The organism is Microbacterium sp. LEMMJ01, assembly GCF_002114135.1.
Classification (GTDB): Bacteria; Actinomycetota; Actinomycetes; order Actinomycetales; family Microbacteriaceae; genus Microbacterium.
This window is the reverse complement of sequence record NZ_NCTV01000030.1, coordinates 173,974-187,680: the sequence shown is the minus strand read 5'-3', so window position 1 is coordinate 187,680 and position 13,707 is coordinate 173,974. Positions and strand designations below refer to the sequence as shown.

The window sequence follows — 13,707 nt, the reverse complement described above, 5'->3', positions numbered from 1 at the left end:
GCGCTTCGCGTCAGAATGGACGCATGACCGACGCCGTGCAGGAGCGCTATGCCCGATTCGCGGCGACGGAGGCTCCTGGGCGCAGCGCGCTGTACGCGGAGTGGGCGGCCGGGGTCGCCGCCGACCCGGAGATCAGGGAGCTTCTGCGACGGATCCCGCCGACCCGACGCCAGCCGCCCCTCGTCTTCGCCGTGTCCCGCCTGCTCGGCGCCGGTCACGGATCGTACCGGCAGTGGCGTGAGTTCGTCCTCGCGCAGGCCGACGGGCTCGTCGCCGAGTGCACCCGGCGCGCCCTGCAGACCAACGAACCTCTGCGGACCGCCGCTCTGCTGCCCGTGCTCTCCGAGATCGACGGGCCGATCGCACTGCTGGAGATCGGCGCCGCGGCGGGCCTGTGCCTCTACCCCGATCGCTACTCGTTCCGCTTCACCGACCGTGACGGACACGTCCGCCGCGCCCTCGATCCCCTCGATGGCCCCTCGACGGTGCTGCTGGAGAGCACCGTGTCCGGAGACCTGCCGCCGCTGCGCCTGCCCGAGGTCGTGTGGCGCGCGGGCATCGACCTCGCCCCCCTGGACGCGGCGGCCGCCGACGACCGGCGCTGGCTCCGCGCGCTCGTGTGGCCGGGGGAGGAGGGGAGGGAACAGCGCATCACCGCCGCGCTCGACATCGTCGCCGCCGACCCTCCGCTCCTCGTCGCCGGCGACGCGGCCGCCCACCTGGACGATCTGGCGGCGTCGGCTCCGGCGGACGCCACTCTGGTCATCACGACCCCGGGTGTGCTGGTGCACATCCCGCGGGCGGAGCGGACGGAGCTCGTCGCGACGATCGCGGGACTGCCGGCGCACTGGGTCACGATCGACCCTCCCAGCCTCCTCGACGTGTGGGAGCCACCGGTCGCCGCGGAGACCTGGCCGGGCTTCGTCGTCGCGCACGACGGCGGCGTGCGCGCCGCCGCGGATCCGCTCGGCGCGTGGTGGGAGTGGCGCGCCGGGGATCGCCGTCCGACGACCTAATCTGAGGGCATGTCCGCAGACCACCTCACGGAGCGCGATCGCGCGATCCTCGCCCTGGAGGCCGCCTGGCCCCGCCACGGCGGCATGAAGGAGGAGGTCATCCGCAGCAGGCTCGGCATGAGCGCGGCGCGGTACTACCAGCTACTCGGGCGGCTGATCGACTCCGAGGCCGCGCTCGAGTTCGACCCGATGCTCGTGCGGCGGCTGCGTCGGCTCCGCGACGCCCGCGGCGCCAGACGGGCCGCGCGGATCCCCGGCTTCACCGGCTGAGCGGACGCCGACCGCACGGATCGGGCCCGTCGCGGACCGGTTTACCAGGGACGTGCCGCTAGCATCGAGGGGTGTCCAAGCCCCCCCGTGACCGTTTCGACGAGGTCCCCCGTTCCACCGGACGCGTAGGAGCGCACCGCGCCGAAGCCCCGGGCATGAACGGCTGGGTCGTGCTGCTGTGGTCGTTCGTCGCCGCCCTCGTGCTCATCATCGCCGGCATCTTCGGCGCCCTGGCCGTCATGGGGCGGATCGAGCTGTTCCCCGATGCCACGCCGTCCGCGGTCGCCACGCCGGAGGAGACCGGGGTGATCGACCCGACCTACTCGGTGCTGATCCTCAACGCGACCCCGGACAACGGCCTCGACGACCAGATGCGCGACACCCTCATCAACGCCGGCTGGGCGGCGGACACGGTGCTCGCCAGCGACAGCGAGAGCGACGACTTCGCCACGACGACCGTCTACTACGTCAGCGCCGAGGACGAGGAGGCGGCCAGGGGCCTCGCCGGCGTCATCGGCGGTGCCGAGGTGCAGCAGAGCGATTACTACGCGGGTCAGACCGAGGACGGCCAGAAGCAGCTCACCATCGTGATCGGCGTCGACCGGGCCGCGTCGGTGCCCGAGACTCCCGCGCCCTGACGCCCGTCTCACTCTCGGATCGCACGGCTTGCACTCGATGGTGTCGAGTGCCAGAATGGCGTTAGCACTCTCTCACTCTGAGTGCTAAACCCACCGTCTACGTCCAGGAGGGACGACAAAACTCATGGCAAAGATCATCGCCTTCGATGAGGAGGCCCGCCGCGGCCTCGAGCGTGGCCTCAACATCCTCGCCGACGCGGTCAAGGTGACCCTCGGCCCGCGTGGTCGCAACGTCGTGCTCGAGAAGAAGTGGGGCGCCCCCACGATCACGAACGACGGTGTCTCCATCGCCAAGGAGATCGAGCTGGACGACCCGTACGAGAAGATCGGCGCGGAGCTCGTCAAGGAGGTCGCCAAGAAGACCGACGACGTCGCCGGTGACGGCACGACGACCGCCACGGTCCTCGCCCAGGCCCTGGTCCGCGAAGGACTGCGCAACGTCGCGGCCGGTGCCGACCCCATCTCCCTCAAGCGCGGCATCGAGAAGGCCGTCGCCGCGATCACCGAGGAGCTGCTGAGCACGGCGAAGGAGATCGACTCCAAGGAGCAGATCGCCGCGACCGCCTCGATCTCCGCCGCCGACCCCGCGATCGGCGAGCTCATCGCCGAGGCCATCGACAAGGTCGGCAAGGAGGGCGTCGTCACCGTCGAGGAGTCGCAGACCTTCGGCACCGAGCTCGAGCTCACCGAGGGCATGCGCTTCGACAAGGGCTACCTGAACCCGTACTTCGTCACGGACCCGGAGCGCCAGGAAGCCGTCTTCGAGGACCCGTACATCCTCATCGCGAACCAGAAGGTCTCCAACATCAAGGACCTCCTGCCGATCGTCGACAAGGTGATCCAGGACGGCAAGGAGCTCGTCATCATCGCCGAGGACGTCGAGGGCGAGGCTCTCGCGACGCTCGTGCTGAACAAGCTCAAGGGCATCTTCAAGTCGGTCGCCGTCAAGGCTCCCGGCTTCGGCGACCGTCGCAAGGCGCAGCTGCAGGACATCGCGATCCTCACGGGCGGCCAGGTCATCACCGAAGAGGTGGGCCTGAAGCTCGAGAACGCCACGCTCGACCTGCTCGGCCGTGCGCGCAAGGTCATCGTCACCAAGGACGAGACCACGATCGTCGAGGGTGCCGGCGAGGCCGACCAGATCGAGGGTCGCGTCACGCAGATCCGTCGCGAGATCGAGAACACCGACAGCGACTACGACCGCGAGAAGCTGCAGGAGCGCCTGGCGAAGCTCGCCGGTGGCGTGGCCGTCATCAAGGCCGGTGCGGCGACCGAGGTCGAGCTCAAGGAGCGCAAGCACCGCATCGAGGACGCCGTCCGCAACGCGAAGGCAGCCGTCGAGGAGGGCATCGTCCCCGGTGGTGGCGTCGCGCTCATCCAGTCCGGCACGAAGGCGCTCGACGCTCTCTCGCTCGAGGGCGACGAGGCGACCGGTGCGAACATCGTGCGCGTCGCGATCGAGGCTCCGCTGAAGCAGATCGCGCTGAACGCCGGTCTCGAGCCGGGTGTCGTCGCCAACAAGGTCTCCGAGCTCCCCGCGGGCCAGGGCCTGAACGCCGCCAGCGGCGAATACGGCGACATGTTCGCACAGGGCATCATCGACCCGGCGAAGGTCACGCGTTCCGCGCTGCAGAACGCCGCGTCGATCGCCGGCCTGTTCCTCACGACCGAGGCCGTCGTCGCCGACAAGCCCGAGAAGGCTGCTGCTCCCGCTGGTGACCCCACGGGCGGCATGGACTTCTGATCCTCTGAGAGGTTCAGAGACCCCGTCTCACACAGAAAGCCCCCGGCTCCGGCCGGGGGCTTTCTGCGTCCCTCAGCGGAAGAGGCTCGCCGAGTACTGATCCGCTTCGGCGTACTGGGTGGCCACGGCGCCGAGCGATGTGCCGATACCGTCCAGGACGAGCTCGACGTGCTGCTGGGCGCCCTGCCACTCCTCGGCGCAGCTCTGGAAGGCGGCCGAGGCCGTGCCGACCCACGCGGTCTGCAGGTGCCGGAGCTGAGACATGAGCGTGGCGGATTCGGCGCGCAGGCGCTCGATGGTGGCGCGGGTCGCGGCTTCTGCCGCGTGGACGGCGTCGGTGTCGACGGTGAAGACGGTCATGGGATCTCCCTTCGAGGAAGCTCCGACGGTACGGGGGCTGCAGCGCCGTCGAAGAGGCGAGCCCGCATCCGGTGCGGAAGCCGGGAGAAGGGGCGCTCCGCGAGAGGTCTGTGCAGGAGCGAGTGCCTACGGGAGGTCGTCGAGCCGCTCCAGCGGCTGCGTGTCCTCGAGGAGATGCTCCGGGGTCGAGCGCGCGGGGGCGAGCGGGAGCGTGACGGTGAAGGTGGCGCCGCCTCCCGGGCTCTCCGACACCGCGATGTCGCCGTTGAGCGCCTTGAGGATGGAGGCGACGATCGCCAGCCCCAGGCCGGAGCCGCCGGTCTCCCGCGCGCGGGAGGTGTCGGCTCGCCAGAACCGCTCGAAGATCTGCTCCCGGATCTGCGGCGGGACACCCTCGCCGTGGTCGACGATCGAGATGCTGGCGGTGCCCGCCGTGCGGTCGGAGTCCACGACGATCTCGATCGGGCTGTCCTCGGGGGAGAAGCGGCGGGCGTTGCCCAGGAGGTTCGTGACGACCTGACGGACCTTGTTCTCCTCGCCGAGCACGATCGGCGGTGTACGCACCGGGATGTCGGCGACCTCGGTGAAGTCGATGGCCGGCGGCTGCTCCTGCGGTCGCGCGCGGCGACGAAGGCGCGACAGGGTGGCACGGGGGCGCGGCTTCGGCGCGGGCTCCGGGGCGATGGGCACCACCGGGGTGCGGATGGGTGTGGTCGGGACGTTCTCGAGCGTGCGGTCGATCACGGAGATCGTGCGGCCCGGAGCTGCGGCCCGCACGTCGAGGGCGGCATCGCGCGCGATGGGGCGGAGATCGAGCGGGACGATCTGCGGCTCGCGCTCCTCGTCGAGTCGGGCGAGCGCGAGGAGGTCCTCCACGAGGACGCCCATGCGGATCGCCTCCTTCTCGATGCGCTCCATCGCCCTGGCGGTGTCCTCCTCGCCCTTGATCGCGCCCATGCGATACAGCTCGGCATAGCCGCGGACGCTGACGAGCGGAGTGCGCAGCTCGTGACTGGCGTCGCCGATGAAGCGTCGCATGTGCTGCACGGTGCGATCGCGCTGGGCCAGGGAGCGATCCACCCGATCGAGCATCGTGTTGATGGCCGCGTTCAGGCGCCCGACCTCGGTGGTCGGCTCCAGGTCGGTGAGCCGCTGCCGGAAGTCGCCGGCGGCGATCGACATGGCGGTCTGCTCGACCTGCCCGAGCCGGCGGAACGTCAGCGTCACGAGTCCGCGGGTGAGCAGAGCCGCGACGAGGATCGTGATGAGGGCGATGGTGATGTAGATCCCGAAGTACTGGCTGATGATGCGGTCGGCCTCGGCGAGGGGGAGCGCCACCATCTGGATGCTCAGCGGGTCGCCCTCCTGCTGCACGACGGCCGCGGCGGCGTGGTAGACCCGGCCGTCCGTGTCCTCGAGGGCGAGCACCTGATCCTCGTTCGCCTGGGCGTCCGACAGGGAGTACTCCGCGGGGAAGACCGGGGCACGACCGGAGGCGCTGGGGGCCGTCGCACGCAGGGCGCCCTCCGCATCGTAGATCGCGAAGGAGAAGTCGCGGGGCTTCTCGTCCCGCGGGGTGTACGTGGTCACGCCGTCGATGGTCGTGGTGTCGAAGTACCGGTCGACGAGGTCGCTGGTCACCAGTGCCGGAAGCTGCGCGTTGATGTTCTCGACCAGGGCGTTCCGCAGCAGCGGCACCGTCCCGATCCCGGCGACGAGGAGACCGAGGGCGAGCACGGCGACCGTGACGCCGGTGACCTTGGCGCGGAGGCTGATGCGCCGCCACCAGGCGGTGACCGCATCCGGCTTGTGCGCCATGCGGTCCTCCCTCGTGCGGCGGCGATGCCGTCCGGGGACGGCGGGTGCGGGCTCGACGGTCTCAGACCGTCTTGCCCACCTTGAGCATGTACCCGAAGCCGCGCTTCGTCTGGATCAGCGACTCCTCCGTGTGCGGATCGATCTTGCGACGCAGGTACGAGATGTAGCTCTCGACGATGCCGGCGTCGCCGTTGAAGTCGTACTCCCAGACGTGGTCGAGGATCTGCGCCTTCGACAGCACCCGGTTCGGGTTCAGCATGAGGTAGCGGAGGAGCTTGAACTCGGTCGGGCTCAGGTCGATCGGCTCCTTGCCGACGTGCACGTCGTGCGTGTCCTGGTCCATGGAGAGCTCGCCGGCGCGGATGATCGACTCCTCGTCGGCCTGCATCGTGCGGCGGAGGATGGCCTGGGCCCTGGCGACGATCTCGTCCAGGCTGAACGGCTTGGTGACGTAGTCGTCGCCGCCGGCGTTCAGGCCCTCGATCTTGTCCTCCGTGCCGTCCTTGGCCGTGAGGAAGAGGATGGGGGCGGTGAATCCGGCGCCGCGGAGGCGCTTGGTCACGCTGAACCCGTTCATGTCGGGGAGCATGACGTCGAGGATGATGAGGTCCGGCTCCTCCTCGAGGACGGCGGAGATCGTGGCGGCGCCGTTGGCCACCGTCTTCACCTGGAACCCGGCGAAGCTGAGACCCGTGGAGAGCAGGTCGCGGATGTTGGGCTCGTCGTCGACGACCAGGATGCGCGCAGCAGTCATGACCCCATTATGGTGACTTCGGCCATGCGCGGGCTGATTATCCTGCGGAACGGCGTGGATGCGGTCGATCCGTCGGCGGGTGGATGTGCCGCACAGGCGGCCCGGGGGAGGATCGAGGCATGAGTTCGATCGAGGACGCCACCGCCGCCCCCGTCACCCCGTCCGCGCCGTCCCCCGAGGTGTCCGAGCGCGGGCTCGAGTACCACCGTCTGGCGCTCCTCCGCCCGCGCCCCCGGTGGTGGAAGCCGCTGCTCACCGGCCTCCTGGGCATCGCGTTCTACCTCGCGATCCTCGTGCTCGTCGTCGTGCCGCTCGTGGTCGTGTCGGCCCTGGTGCCCGGGTGGGGCGCCGAGCTGCAGATGCTGTTCCGGACCACCGCGTACTTCCAGCTGGACCGTCCGTGGCTCCTCGTGGCGCTCGTGCTCCCGCTCATCCTCATGATCCCCGCCCTGCTCCTGGCCTCGCGGGTCGTTCAAGGACGAGGCGTCGGGCTCCTGTCGTCGGTCACCGGGCGGCTGCGGATGGACTGGCTCGGTCGGACCCTCGGGCTGGCGTCCGCGGTGTTCGTCGTCTACTTCGCCGTGGTGCTCGGCTGGTCGGCGGCCCTCGGCGATGCGGTGACACCGGACTTCTCCCACCCCGGGCTCCTGCTCATGGTGGTGCTCCTGCTCGTGCTGATCCCGTTCCAGGCCGCCGCGGAGGAGTACGTCTTCCGCGGCTATCTCATGCAGCTCGTCGGGACCTGGCTCCGGCACCCCGCCTTCGCGATCCTGCTGCCGGTGCCGCTGTTCGTGCTGGGGCACGGCTACGACGTGTGGGGTGCGGCGAGCGTCGGCCTCTTCGCCGTCGTCGCCGCCTGGCTCACGTGGCGGACGGGCGGGCTGGAGGCGGCGATCGCGCTGCACATCGTGAACAACCTGATGATCTTCCTGCTCGGCTCCGTCGCCGTGGTCGATGCGAACGCCACCTCGGGGTCGCCGGTGGATCTCCTGGGCTCGGCCGCGGCGATGCTCGTCTTCGCCGTCGTCGCAGACCGCTGGGCGCGCCGGAGAGGGATCACCCGGACCGCGTCGCCCGCCGCCGTCGCCCGCGGAACGCATCTCCTCCCGGGGAGGATGCACGGCTGAGCGCCGCGACCCTGTTCAGGCGGCGATCGCCTCGGCGTCCATGATCGTGTAGCTGTACCCCTGCTCCGCGAGGAACCGCTGCCGGTTCTGCGCGTAGTCCTGGTCGATCGTGTCGCGGGCCACGAGCGTGTAGAAGCTCGCGGTGTGGCCGGACTGCTTGGGGCGGAGCAGCCGCCCGAGCCGCTGGGCCTCCTCCTGCCGGGAGCCGAACGAGCCGGACACCTGGATGGCGACCGACGCCTCGGGGAGGTCGATGGAGAAGTTCGCGACCTTCGACACCACGAGCAGCGAGATGTCGCCCTCTCGGAACGCCCGGTACAGCTCCTCGCGCTCCTCGACCGGGGTGGATCCGGTGATCTGCGGGGCGTCGAGCGCCTGCGAGAGCGCGTCGAGCTGGTCGAGGTACTGACCGATGACCAGGATCTGCTCGCCCTGGTGGGCCGCGATCAGCTCGCGCACCGCATCGATCTTCGCCGGTGCGGAGGCCGCGAGCCGGTAGCGCTCGTCGTCGGTCGCCGCCGCGTACTCCAGGCGGTCCGCCGGGGGGAGGTCGACCCGCACCTCGAAGCAGGCGGCGGGGGAGATGAACCCCTGCGCCTCGATCTGCTTCCAGGGGGCATCGAAGCGCTTGGGGCCGATGAGACTGAACACGTCGCCCTCGCGGCCGTCCTCGCGGACCAGGGTCGCGGTGAGGCCGATCCGGCGCCGCGCCTGCAGGTCGGCGGTGAGCTTGAACACCGGGGCGGGCAGCAGGTGCACCTCGTCGTACACGATGAGGCCCCAGTCCAGGGCGTCGAGGAGCGCGAGGTGCGCGTACTCGCCCTTCCGCTTCGCCGTGAGGATCTGGTACGTCGCGATCGTGACGGGCTTGACCTCCTTGGCCTGCCCGGAGTACTCGCCGATCTCCTCGGGCGTGAGGCTGGTGCGCTTGAGCAGCTCGTCCCGCCACTGCCGTGCGGACACGGTGTTCGTCACGAGGATGAGCGTCGTGGTCTTCGTGGCGGCCATGGCCCCCGCGCCGACGATGGTCTTTCCCGCCCCGCAGGGGAGGACCACCACGCCGGAGCCGTCCTTGGAGAAGGCATCGACCGCGTCCTGCTGGTACGGGCGGATGGTCCATCCGTCCTCGGCCAGCTCGATCTCGTGGGGCGTGCCGGGTGTGTAGCCGGCCAGGTCTTCGGCCGGCCAGCCGATCTTCAGCAGCTCCTGCTTGATCTGGCCGCGGGCCCATGCGTCGACGACGAAGGTCTCCGGCGTGGGGTGCCCGATGAGCAGCGGCTGGATGCGCTTGTTGTTCGCGACCTGGGCCAGCACGGCGGGGTCGGTCGAACGCAGGATGAGCACGCCCTCGTCGTCGCGCTCGATGACCAGGCGCCCGTACCGGTTGACCGTCTCACGCAGGTCGACCGCGACGGAGGGCGGCACCGGGAAGCGCGACCAGCGGTCGAGCGTCTCCAGCATGTCGTCGGCGGTGTGCCCGGCCGCGCGGGCGTTCCACAGACCCAGGCGCGTGATGCGGTAGGTGTGGATGTGCTCGGGGGCGCGCTCCAGCTCGGCGAAGATCGCGAGCTCGTGACGGGCGCTCTCGGCGTCGGCGTGGGCGACCTCGAGGAGCACGGTGCGGTCGCTCTGGACGATCAGGGGGCCATCAGACATAGCTGACCAGTCTACCGGCCCCTGGCCGCACGGGGCCTAGGTCGGGACGACGGTCGCGGCGCGGATGCTCGACACCGGCAGGGTGCGCTCGACATCGGCCGCCCTGTCCCTGCCGCGCAGCCGACCACCGCCGATCCCGGTGGCTTCGAGGAGGAGATCCCTGGTGGATCCGTCCGGCATGCCGACCGTCACCCGCAGCACGGCCTTCGCGCGCACCGCCGCCTCCAGCTCCCTGTCCAGCCACGCGGCGTCCGCGTCGGGGCCCTGGTGCTCGCGCAGCCGGGCGATCAGCGGTCCGTAGTCGGGGGCGGGAGCGTGGTCGGGAACGGCGGCCGGATGGCGCGTGCGCACCGCGACGGTCCCGTCGCGATCGACGAGGGTCGCCGGATACCGGGCATCCGTCAGCGCCCAGTACACCGTGTCCTGCCCGACCTTGGTGGTCAGCGAGCCGACGTGCGCGGTGAGTCCGAGAGGGCGGAGCGACTGGTCGACCGCCATGGCCTCGAGGAGGTGCGCGTCCGTGCTCTCCACCCGGGTGCGCCCCGTCTCGTCGTCCACGGAGACCCGCACGAGTCCGTGGCGCTGGCCGGTCTGCGCGACGAGGTAGCCGAGGGGCTGGGGGATGCCCGTGAGCGAGAGGCCGCCGAGGAACTCCAGGATCGAGGCCTCGTCCTCTCCCGCGGCGAAGGCGTGCGCCACCGACTCCGCGGTGAACCGGTACGACGAGGCCTGGGAAGCCGACTCCCGGCGGGCCATGGTGCGCAGGCGCACGTCCAGCGCGGGCTGCAGAGGACCGGGGGCGATCGCGGTGAGGTCGTTCTGGAGGAAGATCCGGTCCACCTCTGCGGGCAGGAGCGCGGCGAGGGCGGAGGGGTCAGCCGCCGCGCCGCGCCGCAGGGCCTCGGACCAGGCGGGTTCGGAGCCGTCCTCCGCGACGAGACCGAGGAGCCGGGCGCCTTCGAGCTGCCGCGCCGCGTCTTCCGGCCAGGCCGGGTCCCAGGGGTGGGCGCGGTGCCACTGCGTGAGCGGGAGCCACCCTCCCGGCTCCGTGCGCACACCGCGGGGCAGCGCGTCGCGGAAGGCCGTGGCCAGCACGCTCCAGCGTGCGATCGCGGGGGAGCGCAACCACTCCTCCGCGGCGGCCGTCGTGCGCAGCAGTCGATCGCTCGGCGTCGCGAGCCCGGCGCGGACGGCGAGGGTCACCAGAGGATCGACGCTCTCGACGGGGAGGCCGGCGTCGGCGAGCTGGCGTTTCTGCCCCGCGCTCACGGCGCCGCCCATGAGCAGCGCGAAGGGCTGATCCCTGGCGAGGAGGAGGATGTCGGCCACCGCGCCGACGGTGGTGAAGGCGCGTTCGGCGGCGTGTGCGGCCACGGACTCCGTGGAGGCCGGCGCCGCCGTCTCGTCCGGCACCGCGGGGCGGGTCTTCCCGGCGACCGCTTCCGCCACCGGCGGGTGCGGGGTGCCGTCGGGGCGGAGGAGGGCGAGGGCGATCAGGCGCTCCCGCTCGGCGCCGACGACGCTCCCGGAGGCGGCATCGAGAAGCGCCGTGGCCTCGGCGGCGGTCAGAGCGGGCAGCACGCGGGCGATCGAGGACGGCTCCAGCAGCGCCTCCGCGGCGTCGAAGAAGTCCTGCCATCCGGCATCCGGACGGACGCTCCGTGCGCTCAGCAGCGCCGTCAGCTCGTCATCGCTCGCCGCAGCCAGGTGATCGGCCAGCGGGCGTGCGTGCGTGCTCATCGGTGCGGCCTCACCGACGCGACTCTGCGCGGCCCTTCCGCACGAAGCTCATCACCAGCAGCACGATGATCATGACGAATGCGAGCGGCAGACCCCAGTAGGGGATCGCGGCTATCACGGGCCACAGTCCTTCGCCGAAGGCCGCCCGGTCCATGCCCAGCGCCGTGCCGATGATGATGACGAAGAAGCAGATCACCGCCGCCGCGGCGATGCCGAGCGCGGTGAACGCCAGGATGCGGTCGATCCGACGGATGGGGACCTCCGGTCCACGGCTCTGCGTACTCATCCGCCCCAGCCTACTCGCACGCCGGGAAGCCGCTCCGATCCGCCCGTGACCGGTAGGCTGGGGGCACGCGCACGAGCGCGTCCCGTTCTGCATTTCGATCCCAGCGAGGTTCTCCCATGCCCACCGGCAAGGTCAGGTTCTACGACGAAGACAAGGGTTTCGGCTTCATCGCCAGCGATGACGGCCAGGACGTCTTCCTGCACGCCTCCGCGATGCCCGCCGGCACCGCGGTGAAGGCGGGTGCGCGCGTGGAGTTCGGCGTGGCCGACGGCAAGCGCGGCCTCCAGGCGCTGTCGGTGCGCGTGCTCGAAGCGCCGCCCAGCCTGGCGAAGGCCAAGCGCAAGCCCGCCGACGACATGGCCATCATCATCGAGGATCTCGTGAAGCTCCTCGACGGCATCGGCGGCGATCTGCGCCGCGGCCGCTACCCCTCCTCCAGCCACGGTCGCAAGATCGCGGCCGTCCTGCGCAAGGTCGCCGATGACCTCGAAGCCTGACGCCGACGCGCGTCTCGTCGAGGCGCACGACCTCGCGCTCTCCGCTCTGCGCGAGATCACACCTGCCGCCACGATCGGCCCGGCTGCCGGGTTCATCCCGGAGGACGACGGATCCGTCTCCCTCCGCTTCGAGAACCGGCTCCCCGGCTACCCCGGCTGGTACTGGACCGTGACGGTCGCCCGCGTGGACGACGAGGAGCCCACCGTCCTCGAGGTCGAGCTGCTCCCCGGCGACGGCGCGCTGCTCGCTCCGGAATGGGTGCCGTGGGCGGAGCGCCTGGCCGAGTACCGCGCGCACCAGGCCGAGCTGGCCGAGGCGGCGGCCGGCGGCGGAGACGACGAGGCCGACACGGACGACGAGAACGCCGACGGCGAGCTCGACGACGACGGCATCGACGATGACGAGCTCGACGAGGACGGCTCCGACATCCTCCACGCCGGCGACCTCGACGGGGTGGACATCGATGAGCTCGACGACTCCGAGGACGACGCGTCCGACGAGGACGACGAGCCCGAGGACGACGAAGCCGAGGACGACGAGGCAGACGGCTCTGAGGACGACGACGCCGACGCCCGCGATGCGGACGCCGGCGACGAAGAGGAGTGAGCCGGGCGATCAGCCGCCGAGGTTCTCCTGCACGAAGTCGATGGCACGGATGAGCTGACGCACGTCGTCCGGCTCGATCGAGACGAAGGTCGCCACCCGCAGCTGGTTGCGGCCGAGCTTGCGGTACGGCTCGGTGTCGACGATGCCGTTCGCGCGCAGCGCCTTCGCGATCGCCGCGGCGTCGACGCTGTCGTCGAAGTCGATGGTCGCGACGACGGGCGAGCGCTGCGCCGGATCGCTGACGAAGGGCGTCGCCACGGCCGAGGCCTCGGCCCAGTCGTACAGCACCGAGGAGGACTCGGCCGTACGTGCCGCAGCCCAGCCGAGCCCGCCGTTGTCGAGGATCCAGCGCAGCTGGTCGTCCAGGAGCAGCAGCGTCGTGAGGGCGGGGGTGTTGAGCGTCTGGTTGAGCCGGGAGTTGTCCACCGCCTGCTTCAGGCTCAGGAACTCCGGGATGTACCGCCCGGAGGCGGCGATCCGCTCGATGCGGTCGATCGCGGCGGGGGAGACCGCGGCGAACCAGAGACCGCCGTCGGAGCCGAGGTTCTTCTGCGGGGCGAAGTAGTAGACGTCGGCCTGCGCCATGTCGAGGTCGATGCCGCCCGCGGCGCTCGTCGCGTCGATCACCGTGAGCGCCCCTTCAGCGTGGACGCGCTCGATCGGCGCGGCCACGCCGGTGGAGGTCTCGTTGTGCGGCCAGGCGTACACGTCCACACCCTCGACGAGCTCGGCGGCGCTGCGCGACCCGGGCTCGGCGGAGCGGACGTCGGGAGCCTCCAGCCAGGGAGCGGCGGCGGCCTTGGCGAACTTGCCTCCGAACTCGCCGAACACGAGGTTCTGGCTGCGGCGCTCGATGAGGCCGAAGGCGGCGGCGTCCCAGAACGCGGTCGACCCGCCGTTGCCCAGGATGATCTCGTAGCCCTCCGGCAGACGGAAGAGCGCGGCGAGCTGCTCGCGGACGCTGCCGACGAGGTTCTTCACGGGCGCCTGACGATGCGAGGTCCCCAGGATCGAGGCACCCGTCGTGACGAGCGACTCGAGCTGCGCACCGCGCACCTTCGAGGGGCCGCAGCCGAAGCGGCCGTCAGTGGGCAGGAGGTCACGGGGAATCTCGATCGCCATGGCTAGATTCTAGGGGGATCGCGCCGCCGTTCCTCCCGCCTGCGCCCCGTCCGATGTCGCCGGAGGAATGTA

At 70.9% G+C, this 13,707-nt stretch carries 14 protein-coding genes; 7 read left to right on the top strand and 7 right to left on the bottom strand.

Going from position 1 to position 13,707, the window contains the following annotated elements:
- Nucleotides 1-23 precede the first annotated feature (23 nt).
- The 4 genes from B7W94_RS09705 (at nt 24) to groL (ending at nt 3,668) form a co-directional block, all read left to right on the top strand.
- Nucleotides 24-1,016, top strand: a complete 993-nt coding sequence (locus tag B7W94_RS09705) for a DUF2332 domain-containing protein (protein ID WP_085606206.1) — start codon at nt 24-26, stop codon at nt 1,014-1,016.
- A 9-nt stretch (nt 1,017-1,025) separates the two neighbouring features.
- Nucleotides 1,026-1,286 (top strand): DUF3263 domain-containing protein, encoded by a 261-nt coding sequence (locus B7W94_RS09700; protein ID WP_085606204.1) that lies wholly within the window; start codon nt 1,026-1,028, stop codon nt 1,284-1,286.
- A 71-nt stretch (nt 1,287-1,357) separates the two neighbouring features.
- The gene (locus B7W94_RS09695) at nt 1,358-1,924 is read left to right on the top strand and encodes a LytR C-terminal domain-containing protein (protein ID WP_367379567.1); all 567 of its coding nucleotides are present in this window, start codon (nt 1,358-1,360) and stop codon (nt 1,922-1,924) included.
- A gap of 124 nt (nt 1,925-2,048) precedes the next feature.
- Nucleotides 2,049-3,668: a chaperonin GroEL gene (gene groL, locus B7W94_RS09690; RefSeq protein WP_025105526.1), complete on the top strand. Its 1,620-nt coding sequence runs from the start codon at nt 2,049-2,051 to the stop codon at nt 3,666-3,668.
- 72 nt (nt 3,669-3,740) lie between these two features.
- Here groL and B7W94_RS09685 read toward each other — a convergent pair whose 3' ends face one another.
- The 3 genes from B7W94_RS09685 to B7W94_RS09675 all read right to left on the bottom strand — a co-directional run bounded on the left by B7W94_RS09685 (nt 3,741) and on the right by B7W94_RS09675 (nt 6,600).
- Nucleotides 3,741-4,028 carry a WXG100 family type VII secretion target gene (locus B7W94_RS09685; protein ID WP_085606201.1) on the bottom strand — a complete coding sequence of 96 codons (288 nt, stop codon included), beginning with the start codon at nt 4,026-4,028 and terminating at the stop codon, nt 3,741-3,743.
- Nucleotides 4,029-4,154: 126 nt separating this feature from the next.
- Complete coding sequence (locus B7W94_RS09680) at nt 4,155-5,846, bottom strand: sensor histidine kinase (protein ID WP_085606199.1); 1,692 nt, start codon at nt 5,844-5,846, stop codon at nt 4,155-4,157.
- 61 nt (nt 5,847-5,907) lie between these two features.
- Entirely contained in the window at nt 5,908-6,600 is a 693-nt protein-coding gene (locus B7W94_RS09675) for a response regulator transcription factor (RefSeq protein ID WP_025105529.1), read from the bottom strand.
- A gap of 119 nt (nt 6,601-6,719) precedes the next feature.
- On the opposite strand from B7W94_RS09675, the gene B7W94_RS09670 reads away from it, so the two are divergent.
- Complete coding sequence (locus B7W94_RS09670) at nt 6,720-7,727, top strand: CPBP family intramembrane glutamic endopeptidase (RefSeq protein ID WP_172400106.1); 1,008 nt, start codon at nt 6,720-6,722, stop codon at nt 7,725-7,727.
- A 15-nt stretch (nt 7,728-7,742) separates the two neighbouring features.
- Here the strand turns inward: B7W94_RS09670 and B7W94_RS09665 are convergent, their stop codons facing one another.
- From B7W94_RS09665 to B7W94_RS09655, 3 genes are read right to left on the bottom strand one after another with little or no spacing between them, the layout of a single operon-like run.
- Nucleotides 7,743-9,383: a DNA repair helicase XPB gene (locus B7W94_RS09665; RefSeq protein ID WP_025105530.1), complete on the bottom strand. Its 1,641-nt coding sequence runs from the start codon at nt 9,381-9,383 to the stop codon at nt 7,743-7,745.
- A 36-nt stretch (nt 9,384-9,419) separates the two neighbouring features.
- Entirely contained in the window at nt 9,420-11,123 is a 1,704-nt protein-coding gene (locus B7W94_RS09660) for a helicase-associated domain-containing protein (RefSeq protein ID WP_085606195.1), read from the bottom strand.
- A 10-nt stretch (nt 11,124-11,133) separates the two neighbouring features.
- Entirely contained in the window at nt 11,134-11,409 is a 276-nt protein-coding gene (locus B7W94_RS09655; RefSeq protein ID WP_025105532.1) for a hypothetical protein, read from the bottom strand.
- A gap of 116 nt (nt 11,410-11,525) precedes the next feature.
- On the opposite strand from B7W94_RS09655, the gene B7W94_RS09650 reads away from it, so the two are divergent.
- Complete coding sequence (locus B7W94_RS09650; RefSeq protein ID WP_025105533.1) at nt 11,526-11,906, top strand: cold-shock protein; 381 nt, start codon at nt 11,526-11,528, stop codon at nt 11,904-11,906.
- Entirely contained in the window at nt 11,890-12,513 is a 624-nt protein-coding gene (locus B7W94_RS09645; RefSeq protein WP_025105534.1) for a DUF3027 domain-containing protein, read from the top strand. Before B7W94_RS09650 ends, B7W94_RS09645 begins: the two co-directional genes overlap by 17 nt.
- A gap of 9 nt (nt 12,514-12,522) precedes the next feature.
- Here B7W94_RS09645 and serC read toward each other — a convergent pair whose 3' ends face one another.
- Nucleotides 12,523-13,635, bottom strand: coding sequence for a phosphoserine transaminase (serC, locus tag B7W94_RS09640; RefSeq protein ID WP_085606193.1), 1,113 nt, complete (start codon nt 13,633-13,635; stop codon nt 12,523-12,525).
- Nucleotides 13,636-13,707 lie beyond the last annotated feature (72 nt).

What these genes read in the sequence shown, in the direction of transcription:
- B7W94_RS09705 (WP_085606206.1), top strand. Translation starts at nt 24, where the DNA reads ATGACCGACGCCGTGCAGGAGCGCTATGCCCGATTCGCGGCGACGGAG.
- B7W94_RS09700 (WP_085606204.1), top strand. Translation starts at nt 1,026, where the DNA reads ATGTCCGCAGACCACCTCACGGAGCGCGATCGCGCGATCCTCGCCCTG.
- groL (WP_025105526.1), top strand. Translation starts at nt 2,049, where the DNA reads ATGGCAAAGATCATCGCCTTCGATGAGGAGGCCCGCCGCGGCCTCGAG.
- B7W94_RS09685 (WP_085606201.1), bottom strand. Translation starts at nt 4,028, where the DNA reads ATGACCGTCTTCACCGTCGACACCGACGCCGTCCACGCGGCAGAAGCC.
- B7W94_RS09680 (WP_085606199.1), bottom strand. Translation starts at nt 5,846, where the DNA reads ATGGCGCACAAGCCGGATGCGGTCACCGCCTGGTGGCGGCGCATCAGC.
- B7W94_RS09675 (WP_025105529.1), bottom strand. Translation starts at nt 6,600, where the DNA reads ATGACTGCTGCGCGCATCCTGGTCGTCGACGACGAGCCCAACATCCGC.
- B7W94_RS09670 (WP_172400106.1), top strand. Translation starts at nt 6,720, where the DNA reads ATGAGTTCGATCGAGGACGCCACCGCCGCCCCCGTCACCCCGTCCGCG.
- B7W94_RS09665 (WP_025105530.1), bottom strand. Translation starts at nt 9,383, where the DNA reads ATGTCTGATGGCCCCCTGATCGTCCAGAGCGACCGCACCGTGCTCCTC.
- B7W94_RS09660 (WP_085606195.1), bottom strand. Translation starts at nt 11,123, where the DNA reads ATGAGCACGCACGCACGCCCGCTGGCCGATCACCTGGCTGCGGCGAGC.
- B7W94_RS09655 (WP_025105532.1), bottom strand. Translation starts at nt 11,409, where the DNA reads ATGAGTACGCAGAGCCGTGGACCGGAGGTCCCCATCCGTCGGATCGAC.
- B7W94_RS09650 (WP_025105533.1), top strand. Translation starts at nt 11,526, where the DNA reads ATGCCCACCGGCAAGGTCAGGTTCTACGACGAAGACAAGGGTTTCGGC.
- B7W94_RS09645 (WP_025105534.1), top strand. Translation starts at nt 11,890, where the DNA reads ATGACCTCGAAGCCTGACGCCGACGCGCGTCTCGTCGAGGCGCACGAC.
- serC (WP_085606193.1), bottom strand. Translation starts at nt 13,635, where the DNA reads ATGGCGATCGAGATTCCCCGTGACCTCCTGCCCACTGACGGCCGCTTC.